General features: G+C 57.0%; 24 protein-coding genes and 2 tRNA genes. 15 read left to right on the forward strand and 11 right to left on the reverse strand.

The annotated features are described in order from the left end of the window. Positions 1–47: 47 nt before the first annotated feature. A complete protein-coding gene (locus tag IGS16_RS14410) occupies positions 48–1,058 on the forward strand; it encodes a glycosyltransferase (protein WP_297086552.1) in 1,011 nt (336 codons plus the stop codon). Between the two features lie 113 nt (positions 1,059–1,171). Here the strand turns inward: IGS16_RS14410 and IGS16_RS14415 are convergent, their stop codons facing one another. Then, positions 1,172–2,404 carry an MFS transporter gene (locus IGS16_RS14415; protein WP_297086554.1) on the reverse strand — a complete coding sequence of 411 codons (1,233 nt, stop codon included), beginning with the start codon at positions 2,402–2,404 and terminating at the stop codon, positions 1,172–1,174. 223 nt (positions 2,405–2,627) lie between these two features. On the opposite strand from IGS16_RS14415, the gene IGS16_RS14420 reads away from it, so the two are divergent. Then, positions 2,628–3,308 carry a hypothetical protein gene (locus tag IGS16_RS14420; RefSeq protein WP_297086556.1) on the forward strand — a complete coding sequence of 227 codons (681 nt, stop codon included), beginning with the start codon at positions 2,628–2,630 and terminating at the stop codon, positions 3,306–3,308. A gap of 119 nt (positions 3,309–3,427) precedes the next feature. Here the strand turns inward: IGS16_RS14420 and IGS16_RS14425 are convergent, their stop codons facing one another. The 3 genes from IGS16_RS14425 to IGS16_RS14435 all read right to left on the reverse strand — a co-directional run bounded on the left by IGS16_RS14425 (position 3,428) and on the right by IGS16_RS14435 (position 6,057). Continuing rightward, positions 3,428–4,612, reverse strand: a complete 1,185-nt coding sequence (locus IGS16_RS14425; protein WP_297086558.1) for a glycosyltransferase family 4 protein — start codon at positions 4,610–4,612, stop codon at positions 3,428–3,430. Continuing rightward, positions 4,587–5,288: an ATP-dependent Zn protease gene (locus IGS16_RS14430; protein WP_297086560.1), complete on the reverse strand. Its 702-nt coding sequence runs from the start codon at positions 5,286–5,288 to the stop codon at positions 4,587–4,589. Before IGS16_RS14430 ends, IGS16_RS14425 begins: the two co-directional genes overlap by 26 nt. A gap of 175 nt (positions 5,289–5,463) precedes the next feature. Then, the gene (locus IGS16_RS14435) at positions 5,464–6,057 is read right to left on the reverse strand and encodes a hypothetical protein (RefSeq protein ID WP_297086562.1); all 594 of its coding nucleotides are present in this window, start codon (positions 6,055–6,057) and stop codon (positions 5,464–5,466) included. Between the two features lie 317 nt (positions 6,058–6,374). On the opposite strand from IGS16_RS14435, the gene IGS16_RS14440 reads away from it, so the two are divergent. Continuing rightward, entirely contained in the window at positions 6,375–7,232 is an 858-nt protein-coding gene (locus tag IGS16_RS14440) for an AAA family ATPase (protein ID WP_297086564.1), read from the forward strand. 3 nt (positions 7,233–7,235) lie between these two features. Then, positions 7,236–7,964, forward strand: a complete 729-nt coding sequence (locus IGS16_RS14445; protein ID WP_297086565.1) for a ParB N-terminal domain-containing protein — start codon at positions 7,236–7,238, stop codon at positions 7,962–7,964. A 78-nt stretch (positions 7,965–8,042) separates the two neighbouring features. Here IGS16_RS14445 and IGS16_RS14450 read toward each other — a convergent pair whose 3' ends face one another. Beyond that, positions 8,043–8,330 carry a hypothetical protein gene (locus IGS16_RS14450; protein ID WP_297086567.1) on the reverse strand — a complete coding sequence of 96 codons (288 nt, stop codon included), beginning with the start codon at positions 8,328–8,330 and terminating at the stop codon, positions 8,043–8,045. A gap of 313 nt (positions 8,331–8,643) precedes the next feature. Between IGS16_RS14450 and IGS16_RS14455 the strand changes: the two genes are divergently transcribed. Together IGS16_RS14455 and IGS16_RS14460 are read left to right on the forward strand one after the other, a co-directional pair. Continuing rightward, positions 8,644–10,095, forward strand: a complete 1,452-nt coding sequence (locus IGS16_RS14455; RefSeq protein ID WP_297086572.1) for a PLP-dependent aminotransferase family protein — start codon at positions 8,644–8,646, stop codon at positions 10,093–10,095. A gap of 345 nt (positions 10,096–10,440) precedes the next feature. Beyond that, entirely contained in the window at positions 10,441–11,151 is a 711-nt protein-coding gene (locus tag IGS16_RS14460) for a Uma2 family endonuclease (protein ID WP_297086573.1), read from the forward strand. Positions 11,152–11,277: 126 nt separating this feature from the next. On the opposite strand, the gene IGS16_RS14465 is transcribed toward IGS16_RS14460, so the two are convergent. Beyond that, on the reverse strand, positions 11,278–11,523 hold the full coding sequence (locus IGS16_RS14465) for a hypothetical protein (protein WP_297086575.1): 246 nt from the start codon (positions 11,521–11,523) through the stop codon (positions 11,278–11,280). Positions 11,524–12,134: 611 nt separating this feature from the next. Between IGS16_RS14465 and IGS16_RS14470 the strand changes: the two genes are divergently transcribed. Then, the gene (locus tag IGS16_RS14470; protein ID WP_297086577.1) at positions 12,135–12,653 is read left to right on the forward strand and encodes a hypothetical protein; all 519 of its coding nucleotides are present in this window, start codon (positions 12,135–12,137) and stop codon (positions 12,651–12,653) included. Here IGS16_RS14470 and IGS16_RS14475 read toward each other — a convergent pair. Together IGS16_RS14475 and IGS16_RS14480 are read right to left on the reverse strand one after the other, a co-directional pair. Continuing rightward, positions 12,650–12,979, reverse strand: coding sequence for a TMEM165/GDT1 family protein (locus IGS16_RS14475; protein ID WP_297086578.1), 330 nt, complete (start codon positions 12,977–12,979; stop codon positions 12,650–12,652). The genes IGS16_RS14470 and IGS16_RS14475 overlap by 4 nt on opposite strands. Positions 12,980–12,985: 6 nt before the next feature. Next, complete coding sequence (locus tag IGS16_RS14480) at positions 12,986–13,417, reverse strand: TMEM165/GDT1 family protein (protein WP_297086580.1); 432 nt, start codon at positions 13,415–13,417, stop codon at positions 12,986–12,988. A 90-nt stretch (positions 13,418–13,507) separates the two neighbouring features. On the opposite strand from IGS16_RS14480, the gene IGS16_RS14485 reads away from it, so the two are divergent. The 5 genes from IGS16_RS14485 (at position 13,508) to IGS16_RS14505 (ending at position 18,739) form a co-directional block, all read left to right on the forward strand. Further along, complete coding sequence (locus IGS16_RS14485; protein ID WP_297086582.1) at positions 13,508–14,191, forward strand: bifunctional 4-hydroxy-2-oxoglutarate aldolase/2-dehydro-3-deoxy-phosphogluconate aldolase; 684 nt, start codon at positions 13,508–13,510, stop codon at positions 14,189–14,191. 149 nt (positions 14,192–14,340) lie between these two features. After that, on the forward strand, positions 14,341–14,946 hold the full coding sequence (locus IGS16_RS14490) for a superoxide dismutase (RefSeq protein ID WP_172358316.1): 606 nt from the start codon (positions 14,341–14,343) through the stop codon (positions 14,944–14,946). Positions 14,947–15,146: 200 nt separating this feature from the next. After that, complete coding sequence (locus IGS16_RS14495; RefSeq protein WP_068514529.1) at positions 15,147–15,353, forward strand: hypothetical protein; 207 nt, start codon at positions 15,147–15,149, stop codon at positions 15,351–15,353. Between the two features lie 99 nt (positions 15,354–15,452). Then, the gene (gene ppk1, locus IGS16_RS14500) at positions 15,453–17,570 is read left to right on the forward strand and encodes a polyphosphate kinase 1 (RefSeq protein ID WP_297086585.1); all 2,118 of its coding nucleotides are present in this window, start codon (positions 15,453–15,455) and stop codon (positions 17,568–17,570) included. A 485-nt stretch (positions 17,571–18,055) separates the two neighbouring features. Beyond that, complete coding sequence (locus IGS16_RS14505) at positions 18,056–18,739, forward strand: hypothetical protein (RefSeq protein WP_297086587.1); 684 nt, start codon at positions 18,056–18,058, stop codon at positions 18,737–18,739. Between the two features lie 8 nt (positions 18,740–18,747). Here IGS16_RS14505 and IGS16_RS14510 read toward each other — a convergent pair. The 3 genes from IGS16_RS14510 to IGS16_RS14520 all read right to left on the reverse strand — a co-directional run bounded on the left by IGS16_RS14510 (position 18,748) and on the right by IGS16_RS14520 (position 20,338). Beyond that, positions 18,748–18,819 (reverse strand) — tRNA-Thr (locus tag IGS16_RS14510). A gap of 10 nt (positions 18,820–18,829) precedes the next feature. Further along, positions 18,830–18,911: transfer RNA gene (locus IGS16_RS14515), tRNA-Tyr, on the reverse strand. Between the two features lie 164 nt (positions 18,912–19,075). Continuing rightward, positions 19,076–20,338, reverse strand: a complete 1,263-nt coding sequence (locus IGS16_RS14520) for an aspartate aminotransferase family protein (RefSeq protein WP_297086590.1) — start codon at positions 20,336–20,338, stop codon at positions 19,076–19,078. A gap of 521 nt (positions 20,339–20,859) precedes the next feature. Here IGS16_RS14520 and ureE point away from each other — a divergent pair. Genes ureE through IGS16_RS14535 form a run of 3 tightly spaced genes read left to right on the forward strand, consistent with a single transcriptional unit; the run spans position 20,860 to position 23,045 of the window. Further along, the gene (ureE, locus tag IGS16_RS14525; RefSeq protein WP_297086592.1) at positions 20,860–21,576 is read left to right on the forward strand and encodes an urease accessory protein UreE; all 717 of its coding nucleotides are present in this window, start codon (positions 20,860–20,862) and stop codon (positions 21,574–21,576) included. Further along, entirely contained in the window at positions 21,566–22,282 is a 717-nt protein-coding gene (locus tag IGS16_RS14530) for an urease accessory protein UreF (RefSeq protein WP_297086594.1), read from the forward strand. Before ureE ends, IGS16_RS14530 begins: the two co-directional genes overlap by 11 nt. A 31-nt stretch (positions 22,283–22,313) precedes the next feature. Continuing rightward, on the forward strand, positions 22,314–23,045 hold the full coding sequence (locus IGS16_RS14535) for a phytanoyl-CoA dioxygenase family protein (RefSeq protein WP_297086596.1): 732 nt from the start codon (positions 22,314–22,316) through the stop codon (positions 23,043–23,045). The last annotated feature ends 23 nt before the right edge of the window (positions 23,046–23,068 follow it).

The raw sequence follows: 23,068 nt of genomic DNA on the forward strand, positions 1-23,068 counted from the left end.
TCAGGGTCAACGGTTCAACTCGGTAGGTTATCTTATTTTTCTTTCTCATGCCTCCGCTGGTTTCGGTCGTCGTCACTGCCTTTGACCAGGCGCGGTTTCTGGAAGATGCCGTGAACAGCGTGCTGCGGCAGGATTATGAGAATATCGAGTGCTGGATTATCAACGACGGCTCGACTGATGATACAGAGGCGATCGCCCAACGGCTGATGCAGCAAGATGGGCGAGTTCATTACCAGTCGCAGCCCAACGGCGGCGTGTCGGCGGCTCGCAACCTGGGGGCACGGTGTGCCCGTGGCGAGTGGGTGCAGTTTTTGGATGGGGACGACTGGCTTGCGCCGGATAAGCTATCACGCCAGCTTGCGGCGGTGGCCGGGAGGAACCCCGAGCGGCTGGTAATTTACTCCGACTATGAGCGGGTGGAGCGATCGGGACTGCGCCAGCGCTGTGAAATTGGCTCACAGCCTCCAGAAGCCCTAGCGCGGCGATTGCTGATTTGCCCCGATCGCCTGGCCAACAGCCCCTTTCCGCTGCTGCAACAGGCCATGCTGCTGCATCGGTCGGTGCTGGCTCAGTTCTCGTTTGACGAAACCCTGCGGGCCTGCGAGGATAGAGCCTTTGGGCTGGCGCTGCTGCGAGGCGGGGTGCGGTTGGTGTACGTGCCGATGGTGGCGGCGTTTTATCGACAGCATGGGGCAAACCTGACGCAAAACGCCAGGATACTAAGGCAGTCCTACGCAGCGCTATTTCGCTGGGTGGGCGATCGCCATCCCGATTTACTCCCCCATTGCCAGCAGAGCCTTCATTTCTTACTCGATGCAACCCTGGAGGCGGCAGAATATGACCTGTTTCGGGCGATCGCCCCGCTGGTGCAGTTTTCAAGTCAGGCAGCCCTGATTGAGGAACCGCTGCGGCTATTGGGCGGTATGCTGCCAGTCCGCTCCCATCAGGACTTGCGGCTGGCCGTAGCGCTGCGCCGACTGCTGCCCGCCCGATGGCTCTATCCCCACCAGCGCGGCCCCAGGCTGCGATCGCTCCTACAGCATTTTCTTGCCTCGTGAGGCACATGCTGTCCTCACGAGGCAAGGGCTTATTGACCATCCGTGTGCCTCACTAGCTTCAAAAACGCTGTAGCACGGTTTGGGAAGTGACGGAATGCTGGAGGGTCGCTCCATCAGCCCACGATTCCCCGCTTTCCCACACCCTCTTTGTCCCTCAGCTTTAGCCACAGCACCGCACCCAGCGTCACCAGCAGCAGCGGCAGTGCAGCATAATTCACCACAGTCCAGCCAAAGTCATTGAGCAGGTGCCCTGACAGAAACGTAAAGCCTGCCACCGCGCCAAACATCAGGAAATCGTGGGTGGCTTGCGTTTTTGCTTTTTCGGCGGGCGTGTAGGTTTCGGTGAGCAGCGTGGTAGAGCCAACAAACATGAAATTCCAGCCCAGCCCCAGCACCGTGAGCGCAATTAGGAAATGGGGGAGCGTCACGCCGGAGAGGGCGATCGCCACGCTAGCGAGATTCAGCACGACTCCTGCAAGGATAATATTGAGAACGCCAAATCTCGCGATTAGGAATCCGGTGAAGAACGACGGTGCGAACATGCCCAGGACGTGCCACCGAATGACGGAGGCCGCTGAATGGAACGGATGGTTCATCCCCGTCATGGCGAGCGGTGTGGCGGTCATCAGCAGCGCCATCACGCCATAGCCGACGCTGCTGCCCAGGGCTGCAACGATAAACACAGGCTGTCGCAAAATCTGTGAAAGGCTTCTGCATTCGGGCTTTGAGGGCGATCGCCCTGCTGCTGCAATGCCCTTTTGCATTACAGAACGCTGCACGACAGGCAGCCGGATGCCGATCAGCAGCAGCAAAATCAAGACTTGCAGACCCACGATCGACAGCAGCGATCCGGCGAATTCTGCCTGGGCGATCGCATCCTTTGCCATGCTGGCCAGGTTGGGCCCCAGCAGCGCTGCAACCACGCCGCCTGCCACCACCAGCGAAATCGCCTGCGCCCGAAACGAGTCGTTGGCGGCCTCTGCTGCCGCAAATCGGTAGAACCCCGAAAACCCGCTAAACACGCCCATCAAGACAGTTCCCGCGCAAAACAGCGGAAAGCTCCGGATCAGCACTGCCGACACCGCCAACCCAATCCCGACGATGCCAATTAGCGTGCCAATTGCAAAGCCAAAGCGCCTGCCCCGCCGCTGCATCAGCATCGATGCGGGAATTGTCGCCAGCATCACTGCCACCTGCATCACCGCCAGTGGCACGGTTGCCAGTGAGGCATCGGACACCAGCGCCTTACCTACCAGTGCCGCTACGGTAAATAGCACGGTCATGCTGGTCATGGCGAGGGCTTGACACAGCGCCAGCAAGGCTACATTCTGCGTTTCGCGGTTCATGGTTGGCGGTTCGTGGGCGGATAACAACCTGAAATGCTGCATTCTCTTCTGGATGCTCAAGCTGAAACTTCCCCCGATGGGGCTAGTCCTGGGCAAATTGGGGGCGCGTGTGTGCAAGCATTACGGAAACCTGAAAACATTGTGTACAGCGAGTTTTCAGCCTTGTCCCATGTGCTAAATTCCTCAGCGAAAGGAACCTCTTGCATCTGAGGAGTTGAACGGTATGACGCAACAAACAACCTGGACTCACAAGTTTCTTAGCTATGGGGGATGGGTGGCGGGGGTCGCGGGTCTGTTGGGCGCAAGCGTGCTGTCTCCGCTGACGGCTCGGGCGATCGCCCCATCAACTGACTCTGCCGATGCCTCTGGTCTGCGCGAGTCGGCAGATTTGCTAGCCCAAGCCCCGATCGCCCAGGCAACCGATGTCCAGGTGTTTGAGCGGCCGAGCTACGTCAACACCTGTCGCAACAGCGGCGCGAGTACGCTAGCCGTTTATACCAGCACTGCCCAAAGCACCGTTGTCCGACAGCTTCAGCCCTACACCCGAATTACGCTGACGGGCGTGCTGGGGGATGGGGTCGCACAGATTCGTGAACCTGCGGTAGGCTGGGTGCGTTCGGCGACGCTGTTGACCAACTGCGACGCGCGGCCCCCCGTTGACCCTGTGGGCCAGTGCTATCAGGTGACGCAGCCCGAACTGATTGTGCGCTCGGCTCCCTACGGCACGATTCTGTCTAGCGTATTGAGTGGCGAGCGCATTTACGGCACCAATCCCGTCCAGCGTCAAACGACGGCTGATGGCCGCATCTGGCAGCGCGTCTATTATCGCGGCACGACGAACCTCGGCTGGGTTGCTGAAACCGGAACAGGTGGCATTGGGATCAACTTCGTGCGATGCCCGTAGGTTAAACGAGGATTGGAGGACGGCGTGCATCCTTCGTTTGTAGCCCTCACCCTCGTTTGTAGCCCTCACCCTGAACCCCTCTCCCAGAGCGGGAGAGGGACTTTAACCCCAAGGCCTTGTCACCCGGTTACTTGCTCCAGCACTGCCCGCAGCGCGATCGCCATTCGGTCAAGGCTATACAGCGCCACGCAGCGCTCGCGGGCCTGCCGTCCTTTGTGTTGCGCCTCATCAGGATGGTCAAGAATGTGCCGAAGCTGAATAGCAAGCTGGGGGGGCGAGTCCGGATCTGCTAGATAGCCGGTGTCGTCCAGGATTGCAGGAATATCGCCAACGCGGGTCGCGAGGACGGGTTTGCCCATCGCCATGCCGTCGGTCAGCTTTAGCGGAAACTGGGCGCGGGCGATCGCCGTGTCGCGCTGGGGCACGACGACCACATCGGCGGCCGCCAGCACAGCGGGCATTTCTGCTAAAGGCGTTTTGGGTAGCGAGATAATCCACCGACCCCAGCGCGATCGCAACTGCTCGTCATAGTCGTCATAAGGGTTGCCGCCCACGATTACCAGCCGCGCTGAAGGGTGTTTCAAATGATCCAGCGCCAAGAGCAGGTCTTCTAGCCCTTTGTGTGGACGCGGCGCACCGGGAAACATCAGCACCCAAACGTCCGACAGTCCGAGCCGCTGGCGGCTGGCGGCTGCATCCTGCCGCGCTGGGTCAAATAGCGACGTATCTTTGCCGTTGGGCAGATACGTGCCGCCAAACCGCCGCTGCAAAAAGGTGGTGTCCACCGTCAGTCCGTCGGCCCAGGGCACGGCCTGCTCTAGCCAGCGAAGGTAAAGGGGATGATCGGGCGATCGCAACGCTCCGCCTGGTTTCAGCAGATCTCGCGCCAGTTGCCGGGGGCCAGGTCGATAGCGCCAGTCGTCGCCACCGTGCCAGCTTAGCTCCCAATCGTCCATGTCCAGCAGCAGCGGCCGCCGCACTTGCAGCCGTCGCAGCAGCCCCAGTCCAAAGCTAGTGGGCTTGGGCTTCACGGCATAAAGGACATCGCCCGTCAGGTGGGACAAAACCCGCCGCGCCGTGCCCAAGATCGCGGGATAGCTTGCACCCGGAAACGCCAGCACCTCCATCTCCCCAGGTGGCTCCGTATACAGCGCCTCGCCAAACTGGAAGCCAACCAACTGCACGCCACAGCCTAGGGTTTGCAACACCTGCGCCAGCAACAACGCCCGCACAGCCCCGCCCCCCGACCAGTCGCTGACCACCAGCGACACCGTGAGTTCATGCAGCGGAGGGCGAGGTGGCATCGAGTGGGCTATCTAAAACGGCGCGACAGGCTTCTACGCTATCTCGGCGCTCCATTGCTGCCACCAGTCGATCGTAAGCAGCACGATTGGCTTCCAGAATCGTCTTTGCCTGGAGCGTAGCCCAACGTTCCTTGAGGGCAGCTTCGGCGGGCGATCGCCGCAACGCATTCCACAGCGCATAAAGCGTCTGGCGATCGTTGCCGCCGCCCTCGGCATTGCCATAGACCAGCGTTTCCGCCGCAATCCCCGCCATCCAGACAGTACAGTAGCGATCGATTTGCTGAGCCGACAGTTTACCCTGCAAGAGTTCTGCGTCTAACTGGGTCGTGTCGAAGCTCACGCCGCCCGCGCCAGATTGCCCCTGCCGCAACGCTTCCCAGGCGCTCAGCGTGTAGCCCGTGATGGGAATGTCGAGGTGGTGTGCTACCAGAAAATGCCCCGCCTCGTGCCGTAGCACCCGCGCCCGATGTTCTGGCGAAAAGCCCGCCACCCAGTCCAGCAGCAGCGCCCCGCCGCGCCCCTGCCAGCTCAGCGTATCCAGCGTCGCCGCGCCCAGCAGCCCTCCAGCGGCGATCGCCGTCACCAGCGGCGACACATGAATCACCGGCCCCAGCAGGCTCAGCATCGTAAACGCAAAGACCGTAACCGCAATCAGGTTCAGCGCAGACTGATTCATGAACACTCAAGCACAAGCAAACAACAACCGGAGGCAGCAATAATTCACCCTCCCCTTCCCATCATCGCATCATCCCCCTTCCTTCTTCCCCCTTCCTTCTTCCCTCTTCCCTCTTCCCTCTTCGTTCTTCCCTCTTCGTTCTTCGTTCTTCCCTCTTCCTTCTTCCCTCTTCCCCTTAGCTCCAAACCACCCCGCCCCCACCACATCCCTGCATCCCGGAAAACACCGCCTGCGAAGCCCGCCATGTCTCAAGCTGACGGCGATATTGCACCAACTGGGCGCGATATTCTGGCGAAATGCTGGGAGAGCCAATCATCGGGCCAATCACTCGCAGTGCCTCGGCCCAGTCGTTGCTGCAAATCGACCCCTGAAACGCGGCATAGAGCTGCTCAAAGCTAATGTCTTGGGCTTCGGGCGCAAAGACGATGGTGCGCTCAGCAGGCTGATCCGACCAGATGGGCTGGGCGCTGCTCTGGCAACTGGGCAGGTTGGCGTAGACCGCCCGCACGGCCCGCAAGTCTTCAAGCTGGCGGCGATATTCGACCAACTGCTGACGCGACTCTGGCGTAATGCCCGCCGAGGCAATGAGGGGGGCGATCGCCCTGAGTGCCCCGTTCCAGTCGTTGCTGCACACCGACAGTTGCAGATTGCGATACAGTTCCTCAGCCCGCAGGTTGACCGGCGACTGTGCCGCCTCTGCCGCCTCGCCCAGCGCCCCCACGGCCAGCGCCGGAGCCATCATCGTCAGGGAATAGATTGCTTTTTTCATATCACGCTCATCCAGGAAACGTTGAGAAAGTTGAACTCAGACATTCGTCCAATTCCACCAGGGCGATCGCGCATCCGGAAGAAGCATGAGCGCCTCCCTACAGCAGCACCCTGGACATCAGCCCGATTGGTGAAACAGCAAGCAGGTATCTGATAGTTTATCTGTCTGCATCAAGCAAGTGCCCCGTAGAACAAGACTTAAATCTTTACTAGATTCCTGTGGATCTGGATGATTTGTTTAGAATCCTGATGGTAATACTTGTGCTTGAATACTTGTGCTTGAATAAACGAGAGATTTTTTAGCGGAATGTAGTCCTGATGCAAGCGATCGCTATATACCACAACAAAGGTGGAGTCGGAAAAACCACTACGGCTGTTAACCTGGCTGCTGCCTTTACCAATAAGGGCAAGAAGGTATTGCTGGTGGATATTGATGCCCAGGCCAACTCCACCTTTGCGACGGGCCTGATCAAGTTTCAGTTTGAAGAAGAGGACGACCTCAAAGACCGCAATATTTTTCACATCATCAGTGCCGGAGATTTCAACTTCATCCCAGAAATTGTCCGTCGCTCCAAAGGGTTCAACACGCCAGAAATTGATGTCATCCCTTCGCACATTACGCTAATCGATGAACAACAGCGCCTTACTCGCATTGCCGCCAGTCGCCTGCGCCTGAACATGAAACTCCAGCAAGTAGAAGACGACTACGACCTTGTGATTATTGATGCGCCACCCTCCCGTGACCTCTATGCAGAAATTGCGCTAATTGCGGCTGATTATTTGATCATTCCTTCGGATTTGAAGCCCTTTGCAAACCAAGGCTTGAGCAATGTCAAGAACTTCGTCAGTGAGGTAAATGAAACACGGTCTAGCATCGGCAAGCAGCCACTCAATGTCTTAGGGGTTTTGCCTTCTAAAGTGTTAACGAATAACCGTTACCTGGAGCATGTCTTTCCCCGGCAGCGGGAAGCGGTGGTTCAGCGGTATGGGCTTCCGCTGCTGGATACTGTCATCTATGAGCGGATCGCCTTGTCTAACTGTGTAAACAACACCTTGACGATGGGAAACTTGGAGATTCCAGATCCCAAGTCTATTTTTGAATTTGATGCGGATTCCGAGTCGGTGAAGGAGTTCAGGAACCTTTCCTACGAAGTGATGCAAAAAATTGGGGCCTAAGGGATGAGCGAATACTATCTGGTGGATGTCAAAAGTATTATCTCGAAGGTGCCCCGCTCTCAGTTTGCTGTGGATGAAATCGAAGCGCTGGCTAAGAGCATTTTGGCGGCGGGGGGGTTGCTGTCTCCCATTCTGCTGAAGCAAACCGGGGCAGAAAGCTATGAAGTGCTAGCGGGCGATCGCGAGTATTATGCCGCTGTTCGGGCACGAGAAATCAACCCTCGAGAAGCCGAGATGGTTAATGCGTTTGTGGTTCCAGAGGGTATGTCAGACGCTGCGGTTGAACAATTTGAACAATCTAGAGCGCTGCATCCGTCTCTGCCTTCAGTGCCCAGTTCTGACACGCAAACGCCTACCCTTGCCCCTCCTGCCTATGTGGATCAACGAATCACTAATCTGGAGTCACGATTGGATGCAGCAATCCAAGACATGAAACAAACCCAGCAGCGAGACATGCAGCGTTTAGAGCAACAACTCCAGGCGCTCCAGCAGCAGATTCCTCAGAAGGTAGAGCCGCTGGAAATCTTTAATACCGCCGCTCCAGAAACCCTGATGCAGAAGCTGGCGATCGCCGGAATTCGGGGTAAAACGGCTGAAACACTCATCAAAAACATGGAAAAAGCTCGTGCCAAAGCGCCCTTTACCTCATTTGTGGATGTGGTCAAACGGGTAGAGAAGTTGGGCGAAAAGCGAATGCTCAGCATCCTAGATGCCTGGAATGGAGTCTTCTAGGAGACTCGAAGAAGAGCTTACAGGTCAGTCTTCTCTTCGTAGGGTTGCCATGAGCTGCGGTTTGTTGTTAGCTGGCAGCTATTTTGCAGAATAGTGCTGCTCTATCCAAACTCTGACTTCGCTTTCAGAGGTGCAAGTGATTTTAGACTGGGTGTGTGGATCGTAGATTTGCCAGAGGCTTGAGCCAGTCTTTTGCGGAATTTCTCGGATGATTGGCTCTGAGTTTCCTGAGAGGTGATTGACCCAACTTGAAACCAGTTCTAACCAGCGGCTTTGAGTTGAATGATTCGGATTTTCGAGATGAGATGCGTTGCTAACCGAAGAAGTCTGGGATGAAAAGGTGGGAGAAACTTCAGAAATATTCATACGGCTTGGAGAAGGGAAAGGGGTTCACAGTTCCAAGCTTCGCTAATTCAAAGTCATTTGATAAGGTACAGATTTTCAAACTTTAACTGGTACAGTTATTGGAGGCCGAAAACCGTACTACCTGTTTTGAGCCAAACTGTACCGGGTAAAAACGGGGGCGATCGCCTATAGTGCATCTAACAGCATTTTCTTGTAGGGTGAGGCACGCGCTGCTCTGACGAAGCGAGAGCTTCTTGGGTGTCTGCGTGCCTCCCTAGCTTCAAAAACGCTGTATAGTGCTTTCGTAGCGGTTGTTTTGCGCCGCTCTGCGCCTGTGAAAATTCCCCTCGATCGGCGATCGCCCCAGCCCGTCTACCTGCAAATTCGCCAGCGCATCCATCGCCTGATTCAGTCGGGAACGCTGCAACCGGGCGATCGCCTGCCCTCCATCCGCAGCCTGGCCGAAGCAGCCCAGGTCAACAAGCTCACGGTTATCGAAGCCTACAGCGTGCTAGAAGCAGACGGACTGATCTACGCCCGCCCTGGCTCTGGCTATTTCGTTAGCGAACCGTCCGTCACCTCGCCGATTCCGCCGTCCCGCTTTGCCCCCTCTCAGGAGGTCATTATTCCTGACCAGGGCGAAATGTCTTACTTCGACATTTACATGGCCTCCGTGTCGGCGCTGCATCAGGATGGCGTGACGGTCTTCAGTTCCGGCTTTCCCCACCCCCACGACACAGACATTCTCCAGCGGGTGGCTCGTCGCGCCTTTAAGGAGATGGGGGCGCTGCTGTTTAACTATGACCTGCCGCAGGGACAATATCCCTTGCGAAAGCAAATTGCTCAACTGCTGGTGCAAAAGGGGCTAGATGCCTCGCCCGACCAGTTGATTGTCACCAATGGTTCGATGCAGGGGCTATCGTTGGTCATGCAAGAATTCGTGCGTCCGGGCGACTGGGTGATTGTAGAAAGCCCCACCTATCACGGCACACTGGCAATTTTGCAGCAGCTTGGCGCACGAGTGATTGGCATTCCTATGACCCGCGACGGCATGAACCTCGACCTGCTGGCGCAATATCTCCATAGTCACCGCCCCCGGCTGATTTACACCATCAGCACGCTGCACAACCCAACGGGCATCACCACCGACCTCGCCCATCGCCAGCAGTTGCTCGACCTCGCTCGCCGCTACGATTGCCGCATTCTAGAAGACAACGCCTACGAAGGGCTGAACTTTGACCCCGTGCCGCCACCCATCAGGGCGCTGGATCAGGACAACCTGGTGATTTACGCAGGGACGTTTACCAAGACGCTGATGCCCGGTCTGCGGGTAGGCTATCTGGTCGCGACGGGGAACGACTATGGGCGGCTACTGGAACGCAAGCTGCTGAATGACCTGTGTGTGTCTACGGCTTCGCAGGCGATTGTCAGCGAGTATCTGGCGACGGGCTACTATCGCCGTCATCTGGCGCAGTTGTGTACGCGCAATCTTCAGGGGCGCGGCGTGATGCTGAAGGCATTGGAGCGTCACTTTCCCGCTGAGGCATCGTGGACAGTGCCCACTGGGGGGCTGTTTCTCTGGGTAAAGCTGCCGGACTCTTTGCCGATGCAGTTGGTGTGCAGCGAGGCGGCGGCCGAGGGCATCTTGGTCACGCCCGGCTCCACGTTTTTCCCAAATTTGCAGGGCTACCCGGCGATGCGGCTGAATTTTTCCTTTGATGCAGAGGTAATTGAGCGGGGGATGGCAATCCTTGGACGCATCATGAAGCGCCATTTGGCCACCTGAGCGGAACATTTCGGAGCAGTTTGGGCAACCCTGGTGCTCTTGGAGCGCGATCGCCCACCTTCTCCCCCAACCAAGCCGCCCTTAAAATAGAACCCAGTAGTTTAGATCGATTTGCGATTTTGGGTTTTCGATTTTGGATTTGCAATTTTGGATTGTCAGCCAAACGTCTATTGCCAGCCAAACGTCTACAGAGCTTCCAGCAGCCTCATCTTTAGCAATCTCATTGGTAACGCTACTTCGCAAATCTACAGATGTCACTATCCTTGGATAGCTCGCCCAAGATCTTCAATTCAAAATCCAAAGTCTAAAATCCAAAATCAGCAGCGCTCCATCGGGAGGACAACGATGGTTCAAATTCCTGAAAAATCGACCGTCATCTATCCCGAAACCGATGGGGAACCGATGGCAAACAACACCGAGCAGTTCACTTGGATTGTTACCATCAAGGAAAACCTGGAACTGCTGTTTGCCGACGATCCTGACGTGTTTGTGGTGGGCGACCTGCTGTGGTATCCCGTCGAGGGCGACAACACACTACGTCAAGCTCCTGATGCGATGGTGGTGTTTGGGCGGCCCAAAGGACGGCGCGGCTCCTATCTTCAGTGGCGCGAGGCAAACATCCCGCCTCAGGTGGTCTTTGAAATTTTGTCGCTGGGGAATACGCTCAAAGAAATGGCGAAAAAGTTTCGCTTTTACGAGCAATATGGCGTGGAGGAGTATTACCTCTACGACCCGGACAAGATTGACCTAAGCGGATGGCTGCGATCGCCCGCTGGACGGCTCGACGTGATCGAGGAGATGGACGGCTGGGTCAGTCCGCGCTTGCAGATTCGGTTTGAACCCAGCGAGTCGAGCTTGCAGATTTTCCGCCCAGATGGGCAGCCTTTTCTGACGTTTGTAGAACTGGAAACGCTACGACTTCAGGCCCAGCAGCAAGCCGAACAGGCAGAGCAGCGGGCTGAACAGGCACAGCAGCGAGCTGAGCAGGCAGAGCGCCGCGCAGAACGGCTCGCCGAGCGCTTGCGGGCCCTCGGATTGATCCAGAATCTATATTAATTGCGATTAATAGCGAACGAGCCGGGAACCTTTGGATGGCGAACTGTGAGAAGGGGTAAGCATCGGGCGCGATCGCCCCAAATCATTCCCTAAGGAATGCTTAGACGAAACGGTATATCGAACTTACTAGCGAGACACGCCGATGGTATCGGTGATGGACTGGCTGAGCGATCGCCACTCTTCGTACTCCAGCTTGTCCGATTCGTACATTTCGCGCAGCACGCCGGAAAACTGCTGGCAGGCGAGATAAAGATCAACCAGCGCCTTGCCTGCGTTTAGCGCCAGAAAGTCGCGCGAGTAGATTACGTCGTCATCGATCCGCTGCCGAGAGGGGGAATAGCAAACGCTGGTATAACCGATTCCTTGAGGCACAACCTCAATCATCCAACCGCGATAAAAGTCTGTTAAGCAAGCACTATTCATACAGGTGACTGGTTTTTCTATATTCGTTGGGAATTCGTTGAGATTATTCGAGTCCGCGTACGCTACGAGGCACCGAATTTGATTCAGTAGCACCAAGACCTGAAGCAAAAGGACGAAAGCAAGTGCCGGAATGCTCTGGCAGCTTGCGCCAACCTGGCTAGTCAAGCCTTAATGCCTTACAACGCTCATCAGCGACCCGTACTGCCGAGCGTGCTGAGCGGTATCAAGCTGCGCTGAGAGAATTTCTCCGTAGGATCGAGAGCGATCGCCCCAGACGGCTACATGAGACAAACTAAAACCAAGAATTTCCTGAACGCTCCGGAAAACCAGCAGAACCGAGCAATCCAAATTAAAGGAACTATCCGAGAATATACTGAATTTTCCTGATCTGAGAATAGCGCGAACCAGCGTAATTACTTACGTTAAGTCAGCAAGAATTCATTAAGGATTTGTTGAAGCTCGATTCAGACAAATCTAGTTACGACTCGAAACGATTGTTCATGACTGGATTGAGCCAGATCCGATAGGCTGGAGGTAAGAGTTAAGAATGTCTTATATCCATGATTACTTCTACTAAAGTTAATCTGCTGCCGGGTCGCTCTGTCTGGCAGTCGGCGGTTTTACTGGCGGTAGGGTTTTGGCTCAGCGGTAGCCTACTGCTGGATCTGGTCGTGATGCCTGCCCTATATGTCAGCGGCATGATGACGCAGCCCGGTTTTGCCAGCGCTGGCTACAGTATGTTCTGGATTTTCAACCGTCTGGGGCTGCTGTGTGTGGCGATCGCCTTCGTGGGGCTTCTCTCGCTTTTGCGGCAGCACAAAGTCGCGGGCTGGGCGATCGCCGCAGTCTGGCTTCTGCTGGGGGTAACCTTTGCGCTAACCTACGTCATGACTCCCGTGATGAGCGGGCTGGCGATGCCGCTGAACTGGCTGACGAGCGAAGCCAGTATTCCTGGCAGCATGGCGCAAATGCACGGAATTTACTGGGTTTTGGAACTGGTTAAGCTGGGGCTGAGTGCAGCACTGCTGGTCGCGGTGGGTTTGCGGTTTTCGGGCGATCGGCTAGAAGCGGGACGCTAGGCAGGTTCGTTACCATCCAGCGACCCATCCAGCGGCTCATCTGGCAACTCATCCGCCGCGTCCGGCAGCAGCAAACGGATGGCCATGACGACAAACCCAATGGCAGCGATCGCCTTGATCCAGCGGGTCGGCACGACCTGAGCCACGCCGCCGCCCAGCATCACGCCCAAAAAACTGGCCAGCACCAGCGCTAATGCCGTTCCCAAAAACACAGCCCGAACAGACTTGCCGCTGCTGCCGAGGGCGATCGCCGCAAGCTGGCTTTTGTCGCCCAGTTCCGACACAAACACCGTGACAAACGCCAGTCCCAGCAAGCTCCAGTCCATTTCGCTCTATCCCTGAATGACATCCCACACCAGCATTCCCGCCACCACCAGCAGCAACACGGCCGCTGCTTTGTCGAGCAGTCGGGGCGAAATGCGGGTCGAGAGCCACTTGCCCAGCAGCACCCCACAAAGACTCGTGGCGACTAGCGCTGAACCTGCTCCCAGAAACACCACCCACGGCGCTTGGGACTGGGCACTCATGAGCAGCACCGTCATCTGGGTTTTGTCGCCGATTTCTGCCAGGAAAATCGTGATGAACGTCGAGAAGAAAATGCCGAATTCGTCTCGCAGACTGAGCGGCTGAGCCGTCGGCGCAGGCTGGGTCGAATCGACAGCCCTGTCAGACGACGCAGCAGGTGGCTGAATCGAAGGGGGGGCGGGGCGCTCAGCGGTCAAAACGGGTGAAGATAGAATCGAGTCGGGGGAAACCAGGCTCACGGGCAGTCACCAATGCTTTTCATATTCTTTTCATTTTATGGCAATGCGTCTGCTCCGTCACCCGCCCTCCTGAAAGTCCGCTAAAAAATCGTGATTTCCTCACACTCTCAGGCTGTTTCATTCAAAGATCGATGGCTGCATTGGCTGCAAACCGAACGGGCGATCGCCGTCATTCGTGCGCCCAATCTGGCGACCGGCGAGGCCATGGCGCGGGCAGTGGCGGCGGGCGGAATGCGGCTGATCGAAGTCACCTGGAATAGCGATCGCCCTGAAACCCTGGTGCGTCACCTGCGGCAGCGCTTGCCCGACTGTCTGATTGGCGCGGGCACGATTACCACTCCCCAACAGGTCAGCGCGGCGATCGCCAGCGGGGCCCAGTTTCTGTTTAGCCCCCATACGCATCGAGCGCTGATTCAGCAGGCGGCCGAGTTCGAGATTCCCTTTGTGGCGGGGGCCCTCACGCCGACAGAAATCGTGACCGCATGGCAGGCGGGCGCAGCAGCGGTGAAGGTGTTCCCGATTCAGTGTGTCGGCGGCGCAGACTATTTGCGGGCCGTGCGAGAACCGCTGGGCGAGATTCCGCTAGTGCCCACGGGCGGGGTCACGCTGGAGAATGCGCAAACCATGCTGGAGGCAGGGGCGATCGCCGTTGGGCTGGCAGGGCAGTTGTTTCCCAAGGCGGCTGTGAAAAATGGCGAATGGGCGATCGTGCAAGAGCGAGCCGCGCAGCTAAAACAAAGCCTCGGCAGTCGGGCTACGTTCGGTGCTGTGTAAGACACGGCCGGGCCGATTTTTGATATAAAATTCTATCAATAGTTTGAGGACGCGCTCTGCCTTAGCTACGTCTGGCGGATCATGCGTAAGGGCAACTGGCTCTTCTAGACTCAAACTGAATACAGCGCAGTTAATAGAGGATGAACACTATGCCTATCGAACAGCCGCCCCTGCCTTTTGCGATGGATGCTCTAGAACCCTATGGCATGAAGGCTGAGACGTTTGAATATCACTACGGCAAGCATCACAAAGCTTATGTCGATAACCTGAACAAAGCGATCGAGAGTGATTCTTCCCTGGCGGGCAAGTCTCTGGAAGAAATCATCGTGGCGACTTTTGGCGACTCTGCCAAGGCTGGCGTGTTCAACAACGCTGCTCAGGTCTGGAATCACACCTTCTTCTGGAACAGCCTGAAGCCCGGTGGTGGCGGTGCGCCGACGGGCGACCTGGCCGCCAAAATCGACGCTTCTTTCGGCAGCTACGACAAGTTCCGTGAGGCCTTCGCCAACGCGGCTGCGACCCAATTTGGCAGCGGTTGGGCCTGGCTGATTGATGACAACGGCACGCTGAAAGTGACCAAGACTCCCAACGCCGAAAACCCCCTAGCACATGGGCAAAAAGCGCTGCTGACCCTCGATGTGTGGGAACATGCCTACTACATCGACTTCCGCAATGCCCGCCCTGCCTTTATCCAGAACTTTTTGGATAAGCTGGTGAACTGGGATTTTGTCGCTGAGAACCTGGCTGCTGCCTAGGTACAATCTGGTTTCGGCTGACGCTGGCGCTTTTTCTGAGGTTTTTTCTAGCTTGATAAAGCGCATGGTTCAGTTTTGCAAGTTATGAAACTGCCGTGAGTGGATAGAGTGCAAAATCGCTTTATCCACTCTTGCTTTCTGAGCAGTTTCCTATGGATAGTTCCTATAGTTCCTGCGGATAGTTCCTATGGGTGGTTTCTATGAATAGTGAAGACTTGGCGCGTTACATGGCCGAGAGCGATCGCCTCCATCAGCCGTGGCTCCTGGCACAACTGCGGCTCAAAAAATTGCAGGAGCAGCGAGAAAGCCTTTCTAGCGAGGAGTATCTCCGGGCGTTGGCGGATGTGCATCACGACCTGATGCAGCTTGGGGAATGGTGGGTCGGCCGCGAGGATGAGGTGTTTTGAGTATCTTCAGTTCGAGAATAGGGGGATAATAATCTGATATGATCGGCTGCCCAGCGTTCGCTTCAGATTTCCTAGCTTCAGCCCCCCGCCTTTCCTATCGTGTCTTCTACCCAGCCGCCCCAACCCAACTGGTCAGATCCGCAATACTACTTCAGCCGCGAACTGAGCTGGATCGAGTTTAATTCGCGGGTGTTGCATGAGGCGATGGACGATCGCACGCCCTTGCTGGAGCGGGTAAAGTTTGCGGCGATTTTTAGCAGCAATCTGGATGAGTTTTTTATGGTGCGAGTGGCGGGCATCAAGCGCCAGATCCAGGCACAGGTGGATCGGCGATCGCTCGACGGGCGCACGCCACAGGAACAGCTCGAAGCCATCTGCCAAAAGCTTTTGCCCCTGGTGACAAAGCAGCATCAGCATGTGCAGTCGGTCTTGCGGCCGCAGCTTGCCAGCCACGGCATTTTCCTGCTGGACTATGCAGCGCTCAACCAGGCCCAGCAGCGCTATTTGCGGGAGTATTTTGAAGAGCGGATTTTCCCTGTGCTAACGCCGCTGGCGGTCGATCCGGGGCATCCCTTTCCGCATATTTCTAACCTCAGCTTGAATCTGGCGGTGGTGGTGCGATCGCCCGAAGGAACCAGCCATTTTGCCCGCCTCAAAGTGCCCAGTTCACTGCCCCGATTCGTCCTGTTGCCGCTGGAACTGCAACGTCGCAAGCAGATGCCTGTGTGGATGGGCGTGCCAATTGAGCAAATCATTACCCACAATCTGGACAAGCTGTTTCCAGGCATGGAGGTCGTCGCCTGCCATGTGTTTCGAGTGACGCGCAATGCTGACCTGGAAGTGCAGGAGGACGAAGCCGATGACCTGCTCCAGGCAATCGAGCAGGAGCTTCGTAAGCGGCGGTTTGCGGGGTCTGTGGTGCGGCTAGAAGTTCACGAATCCATGCCGGATGAAATTCGCCAAACGCTGATGGCGGAGATGGGGCTGAGCAACGCAGATGTGTATCCGGTGGTGGGGCTGTTGGGCGGGCGCGACCTGATGGCACTGGTGGATCTGCCGTTGCCCCAGCTCAAGGATGCACCCTGGAAACCCGTGACTCATCCCCGACTGCGCCGACTCATGGAGTCTGATTATTCCACGGATGAGGATTTTTTTGCCCTGATTCGTAAGCAGGATTTGCTGGTGCATCATCCATATCAGTCGTTTTCGTCGTCGGTGCAGGCGTTTCTTCAGCGGGCAGCCCAAGATTCCGACGTGCTGACGATTAAGATGACGCTGTATCGCACGTCGGGCGATTCGCCAGTTGTGGAGGCGCTGATCGCCGCCGCCGAGAACGGCAAACAGGTGGCGGTGCTGGTGGAGCTAAAGGCACGCTTTGACGAAGAGAATAATATTCAGTGGGCGCGGAAGCTAGAGCAGGTGGGCGTTCATGTAGTCTATGGGCTGGTGGGGCTAAAAACGCATACTAAGCTGATGCTGGTGGTGCGGCAGGAGGGCGATCGCCTGCGTCGCTATGTCCACATTGGCACGGGTAATTACAACCCCAAAACGGCACGGCTCTACACCGATCTGGGCTTGCTGACCTGTCGGGAGGATTTGGGTGCAGACGTGACGGAGTTGTTTAACGCGCTGACGGGCTACTCGCGGCAGCAAACCTATCGCAAGCTTCTGGTGGCTCCGACCAATTTGCGCGATCGCCTGCTTGACCTGATTCACCGAGAGCGCGAGATTGCCCGTGCGGGTCGCCATGCCCGCATTGTCGCCAAGATGAACGCGCTGGTTGATCCGCCGCTGATTGCTGCACTCTATGAAGCGTCGCAGGCCGGCGTGCAAATTGATCTCATCGTGCGGGGCATTTGCTGTCTGCGGCCGGCGCTGTCAGGCGTGAGCGATCGCATTCGAGTGATTAGCATCGTGGGGCGGTTTTTGGAACATTCCCGCATTTTTTATTTTCACAATGGCGGCGCGGAGGACGTATACATCGGTAGTGCCGACTGGATGCCGCGCAATCTGGATCGGCGCGTGGAGGCCGTTACGCCAGTGGATGACAGGGCGATCGCCAAAGATTTGCAGGAAATTCTCGGCATCTTGCTGGCCGACAACCGCCAGGCATGGGAGCTTCAGCCCGACGGCAGCTATCGACAGCGCCATCCTGTCTCCCCAGACGCGGTGCAAAGTGCCCAACAAATTCTCATGGACATGGCGCGGCAGTCCTGATTGGGTTCTGGAGACATCAGTGTGCCTATTGCAGCAGACCGTTCTGCCAATGGCATAGCGGTATGAGTGGCAAGATAAACTCAGGACTTGCAGAGGAGAGATCGTCTTGATGTCGCCTGAAGGAATTCCCCAGGCTAACAAGCGCATTCAGGGGGGCGGACGCTTGCAAAAGCGGTTGGGCATTCGCGAAGCGATCCCTACGGGAATCGCGCTCAGGTGCGCCCTGCGTTCCCATTACGCTGAGGGATGGGTCAGAGCCAGGACTCGATCTGGCATTTCCAGACCTGAGCATCCCGGTCGAAATGTTACTCCAGTAAGTCTTCAATCAGTGGGTCTTCAATCATGTTGGGAATCGCCATGATTCAGCGCTCCAGTCCCCCACACGACGTTTGACGAGTTCGTTAAGTGGCTGCCCGAATTTTCAGAATCCCGCGATGAGTTGCGCTGTGGGAATATTATTCAACTATTCACAACAGAATAGCGCCATGAGTGAGAACCAACCGACTATCGATGAACGCCTTGACCGTGTAGCGGTGTTGCTAGAAACCTCGACCCAGCAAATCGCCTATCTGTCAGAGCTAATTGTTACTAATGGACAACAGGCGGCCCAGCGGGATGCGTCGCTGAATGCCAAGCTGGATCGATTATCTGAAGAGGCAGCCCAACGGGATGCGTCGCTGAATGCCAAGCTGGATCGATTATCCGAAGAGGCGGCCCAGCGGGATGCGTCGCTGAATGCCAAGCTGGATCGATTATCCGAAGAGGCGGCCCAGCGGGATGCGTCGCTGAATGCCAAGCTGGACCGATTATCTGAAGAGGCGGCCCAGCGGGATGCGTCGCTGAGTGCCAAGCTGGATCGATTATCTGAAGAGGCAGCCCAACGGGATGCGTCGCTGAATGCCAAGCTGGATCGATTATCCGAAGAGGCGGCCCAGCGGGATGCGTCGCTGAATGCCAAGCTGGATCGATTGACTGAGGCGATCGCCACGTTTGTTGACCAGACCCAGCAGCGAACTGTTGCCATTGACGACAGACTTGACCGCATTGCGATTACGCTGGAAAGCCAGAACCGGGCGCTAGAAGGGCATATTCGCCTAGCGGAGCAGCAGGCGCAGAGTGTGGCAACGCTCACGACACTGGTTTCTCAGCTCCTTGCAGCCAGGGTATGAAGCGATAAAGCCCGTGATGAGGATTGAACTCATGACCTCACCCTTACCAAGGGTGTGCTCTACCACTGAGCTACACGGGCAATCGGGGGATGGGCCGGGCTGGATTCGAACCAGCGTAGGCGTAGCCAGCGGATTTACAGTCCGCCCCCATTAACCACTCGGGCACCGACCCGTCCATCCCACGATTAATAATCGTAGCACGGGAAGAGGGGACTCTTCTACAGATTTCTCAAAAGATTTTCCAGAAAAGTCCTAGAGCGGCTGGAACCGTGCTTCGGACTAGTGGTGCTAACCCGAAACAAGGTTGTCTGCCTGCTCAAAACCAACGCCTCAGCCCTAAAGAGACAAGTTGCTGAGGGCCTGGTTTAGCCGTCCGAGGGCTTGCTCGATTTCCGCAGCAGTGACGATCAGCGGGGGCACAAAGCGCACCACCTTCGGGCCAGCAGGAACAAGCAGCAGCCCTTGGGCGATCGCCGCCTTCACGATATCTGCCGACACCGTAGCAGCTTCTTCCTTCAGCACCAGACCGTTGATTAGCCCCCAGCCGCGCACTTCTGCGACGAGTGCAGGATATTGCTGGGCGATCGCCCGCAGCCCGTTCCGCAGTTGTTCGCCGCGCTCTCGCACATTGTGCAGCAAGTTGTCGCGCTCCAGAGTTTTGCACACCTCTAGCGCCACGCCGCAGGCAAAGGGGTTGCCGCCGAAGGTGCTGGCGTGGTCGCCGGGCTGAAAGATGTCGCAAAACGACTTGCAGAGCATCGCGCCAATGGGGATGCCGCCGCCCAGTCCTTTAGCCGAGGTGAAAATGTCGGGTTCGATGCCCAGATTCTCGTAGCCCCAAAGTTGCCCGCTGCGGCCCATGCCGACCTGCACTTCGTCCAGAATGAGCAAAATTCCCTTTTCATCGCAGATTTCGCGAATCCGCTGGAAATAAGCGCGATCGCCCGGCCGCACGCCGCCTTCGCCCTGGAGCGCCTCCAGCAGAATGGCCGCCACCTGAGGCTGGTTGGCATCCAGTTGGGCGATCGCCGCTTCTAGGGCTGCAATATCGTTGTAGGGAACGTAGTGAAATCCTGGCATCAGCGGGTCAAAGTTCTTCTGATACTTTGGCTGACCGGTGGCAGTGATGGTAGCCAGAGTGCGCCCGTGGAAGCTGGCATGAGCCGTCAGCACGATCGGGTTGGCGATGCCGCGCACCGTGTGGGCATACTTCCGCGCCAGTTTAATTGCGCCTTCGTTCGCCTCTGCGCCAGAGTTGCAGAAAAATACGCGATCGGCACAGGAATGCTCGACCAGCCATTTTGCCAGGTCGCCCTGCTCTGGGATATAGAACAGGTTGGAAACGTGGTGCAGCTTTTGAATCTGGCGATTGACTGCGTTCACCATAGCCGGATGGGCGTGGCCCAGCGTGCAGGTGGCAATACCCGCCACAAAGTCCAGATAATCGCGTCCCTCACTGTCCCACACGCGGCAACCTTCGCCTCGCTCTAGCACGATGGGAAAACGAGCATAGCTATTGATGACGTAGGCATCGAACTCGGTGGGAGAGTAGGGACTTGCGGCGGCAATCGGCGGTGAGATAAGGGTTTCTGGACTCACAAGCGGCTCCTTGATGATGTGAAGTGGCTCAATCTAAAAATGAAGTTGACTCCGCAGCGCACCTGACACTTTATGCACCTGACACTTTATGCAGCAGGTTGTCCAGGGCTAGAGGCTGCATCAAGTAATCATCGAAAAGTAATCATCGAATGATTATCGAACGATTCTCAAGTGGCTATCGAATCATTAGTTTAAGCCCCATCTTAGGGTAGTTTTTGGGCTGGGGGCTATGCCTGATCGGGTGAGGCGATCGCTTTCTGGTTATGAAATGCCAATATTTAGCGGCGGATGAGGGCAAGACTGACGCACTTGCGAGGGCTGGGGTTGTAACGGTTGACAGGTTTGGCATTTGACGCGCTGGTTTTCGCCGATGTGTAATCAGGGTTGGCGCTGTAGACGACTCCGGATTCGGGTGTAATCTACTTCCATAGCGCTTTTTAGGCCCTGGGGGCGATCGCACAGCCCTGACGAATCCCTGGGGAATCTCTTAGAACACAAACCCAAAATCTTAGACCATTGCCATGCTTGTCCTCACCCAACGGCTCTCTGCTCCGGGCGATCGCCCCGAAGTCTGCCCTGAACCTGCTGAGTTGACGCTGCTGCTGACGGCAGAAGAACGAGTGCGATCGCGCCATTATTTTGAATCTGTGGAGGGCATCCCCTGTTCGCTGCAATTGCCCAGGGGAACTGTGCTGCGAGATGGAGACGTGCTGCTGGCGGCTTCGGGGGAGCGAGTGCGCGTGGTGGCCAGGCCAGAACCCGTCGTCACCGTCACCGCCCACACGCCGCTGGCGCTGCTGCGAGCCGCCTATCATCTGGGCAATCGCCATGTGCCGCTGGAGGTCACAGAAACCTATCTGCGCTTTTCGCCCGACTCGGTTTTGCAAGACATGGTGGAAAAAATGGGGTTGCATGTGCAGTTGGAAGAACAGCCCTTTCAGCCAGAGACGGGAGCCTATGAAGGGTTGGGGTTTGGTGGTCAAGAGCTAGGACATTTGCATCACGATTCGCAACACGATTCAAATCAAGATTCGTGCCACCATTCGCATCGCCATTCGCATCGCCATTCTCATGATCATGATCACGAACATGATCCCGGGCGCGACCATTCTGATGAGGATATACATCACCCTGAGCCTTTACGTCAGCATTCTGAAACGAGTTCTCAAGTAGGTTCTCTTCAGCATTCTCACAAGTCTACATCTGAGGATTCGCAGGAGTCTTCTCATGACGTGTGAAGCGGCGATAAGCGGGGAGCGTCTGCTGCGGCTTTTGCAGTTGGCGAGTCCGGCGCTGCCTGTGGGGGCTTACAGCTACTCCGAAGGGCTGGAGACGCTGGTGGGGCGGGGGCAATTGCCAGATGTATCCAGCTTGCAGCACTGGATTGAGCAGGAGTTGGCGGCTGGAGCGATGCGGCTGGAGGCGGCGGTGATGGCGCGGGTCTATGAGGCGGCGATCGCCCCCGATCTTCCTGCTTTGCGCCACTGGAACCAATGGCTGTCGGCGCTGCGCGAGGCAGAGGAACTGCGGCTACAAAGCTGGCAAATGGGGCGATCGCTCTACCGGCTGCTGCTCGAACTTGACCCCAGCCTTGCTCCGCTGCTGCAAGCCTGCGGGGAAACCAGCAACGCAGCCGAAAGTTTTGCGGTGAATTTTGCCGTCGCGTATGCGATCGCCGCTGCCCACTGGCAGATCGACTCGCAGGCTGCCATCCTTGGCTATTTGCACAGTTGGGCCAGCAATTTGGTCAATGCAGGCGTGAAGCTGATTCCGCTGGGACAAACGGCCGGGCAACGGCTGCTGCTGAGTCTTGCTCCGGCGATCGCCCGCACAACCGACGAAGCGCTAGTCTTACCCACAGACGACTTTGGCGCGTGCAGTTGGGGACAGGCGATCGCCTGCATGGCCCACGAAACGCTTTACACCCGACTATTCCGCAGCTAATTCCCAACGATTCCCGATTCAGGAGACAATCTTGAACGCACAAGAATGGTATTTATTCGACTTGCAGGGCTATCTGGTGGTGGAAAACGTGCTGACGGCAGCGCAACTAGATGCGCTCAATGCCGAACTCGATCGCCAGATTGCCACCGTCAACGACCCCGATCGCCCCTGGTTTCGCTGGGACGGGCTGCTGCCCTGGGGAAAACCGTTTCAAGACCTGATCGACCCTGCGCCGCTGATGCCCTACTTAAAGACCCTGCTGGGCGAGGGCTTTCGGCTGGATCACGACTACACGCACGTCATTCGCCAGGGCAAGGGACCCATCGGCACGCGGCTCCACGGCGGCGGCACACCCTACGACCCCTGCCAGTATTACCACGTCCACCACGGGCGCATGTATAACGGGCTGACGGCGGTGGCCTACGAACTGCGGGACGTGCGCCCCAGCGAGGGCGGTTTTGCCTGCATTCCCGGTAGCCACAAAAGTAATGCCCCTTTCCCTGACGAATGGCGCGATTTGGAAAATCCACCGGCTTGTATGCGGCCGATCGCCCTCTCCGCAGGCAGCGCCATTCTGTTTACCGAAGCGCTGACCCACGGCACGCTGCCTTGGCGCGGCCAGGGAGAGCGGCGCACCCTGTTCTATAAATACTCGCCGCGATCGAATGCCTGGGCGCGATCGCTCTACAATCCTGACGAGTTTCCTAACCTCACCGAACCTCAGCGGCGGCTGCTCCTCTCGCCGGGCATTTATCCGTACTAGAGACTCGACGCTCGCTGGGTTAC

The sequence above is a fragment of the Thermoleptolyngbya sp. C42_A2020_037 genome (genome assembly GCF_015272455.1).
GTDB lineage: Bacteria > Cyanobacteriota > Cyanobacteriia > Elainellales > Elainellaceae > Thermoleptolyngbya.

What these genes read in the sequence shown, in the direction of transcription:
- IGS16_RS14410 (WP_297086552.1), top strand. Translation starts at nt 48, where the DNA reads ATGCCTCCGCTGGTTTCGGTCGTCGTCACTGCCTTTGACCAGGCGCGG.
- IGS16_RS14415 (WP_297086554.1), bottom strand. Translation starts at nt 2,404, where the DNA reads ATGAACCGCGAAACGCAGAATGTAGCCTTGCTGGCGCTGTGTCAAGCC.
- IGS16_RS14420 (WP_297086556.1), top strand. Translation starts at nt 2,628, where the DNA reads ATGACGCAACAAACAACCTGGACTCACAAGTTTCTTAGCTATGGGGGA.
- IGS16_RS14425 (WP_297086558.1), bottom strand. Translation starts at nt 4,612, where the DNA reads ATGCCACCTCGCCCTCCGCTGCATGAACTCACGGTGTCGCTGGTGGTC.
- IGS16_RS14430 (WP_297086560.1), bottom strand. Translation starts at nt 5,288, where the DNA reads ATGAATCAGTCTGCGCTGAACCTGATTGCGGTTACGGTCTTTGCGTTT.
- IGS16_RS14435 (WP_297086562.1), bottom strand. Translation starts at nt 6,057, where the DNA reads ATGAAAAAAGCAATCTATTCCCTGACGATGATGGCTCCGGCGCTGGCC.
- IGS16_RS14440 (WP_297086564.1), top strand. Translation starts at nt 6,375, where the DNA reads ATGCAAGCGATCGCTATATACCACAACAAAGGTGGAGTCGGAAAAACC.
- IGS16_RS14445 (WP_297086565.1), top strand. Translation starts at nt 7,236, where the DNA reads ATGAGCGAATACTATCTGGTGGATGTCAAAAGTATTATCTCGAAGGTG.
- IGS16_RS14450 (WP_297086567.1), bottom strand. Translation starts at nt 8,330, where the DNA reads ATGAATATTTCTGAAGTTTCTCCCACCTTTTCATCCCAGACTTCTTCG.
- IGS16_RS14460 (WP_297086573.1), top strand. Translation starts at nt 10,441, where the DNA reads ATGGTTCAAATTCCTGAAAAATCGACCGTCATCTATCCCGAAACCGAT.
- IGS16_RS14470 (WP_297086577.1), top strand. Translation starts at nt 12,135, where the DNA reads ATGATTACTTCTACTAAAGTTAATCTGCTGCCGGGTCGCTCTGTCTGG.
- IGS16_RS14475 (WP_297086578.1), bottom strand. Translation starts at nt 12,979, where the DNA reads ATGGACTGGAGCTTGCTGGGACTGGCGTTTGTCACGGTGTTTGTGTCG.
- IGS16_RS14490 (WP_172358316.1), top strand. Translation starts at nt 14,341, where the DNA reads ATGCCTATCGAACAGCCGCCCCTGCCTTTTGCGATGGATGCTCTAGAA.
- IGS16_RS14495 (WP_068514529.1), top strand. Translation starts at nt 15,147, where the DNA reads ATGAATAGTGAAGACTTGGCGCGTTACATGGCCGAGAGCGATCGCCTC.
- IGS16_RS14505 (WP_297086587.1), top strand. Translation starts at nt 18,056, where the DNA reads ATGAGTGAGAACCAACCGACTATCGATGAACGCCTTGACCGTGTAGCG.
- ureE (WP_297086592.1), top strand. Translation starts at nt 20,860, where the DNA reads ATGCTTGTCCTCACCCAACGGCTCTCTGCTCCGGGCGATCGCCCCGAA.
- IGS16_RS14530 (WP_297086594.1), top strand. Translation starts at nt 21,566, where the DNA reads ATGACGTGTGAAGCGGCGATAAGCGGGGAGCGTCTGCTGCGGCTTTTG.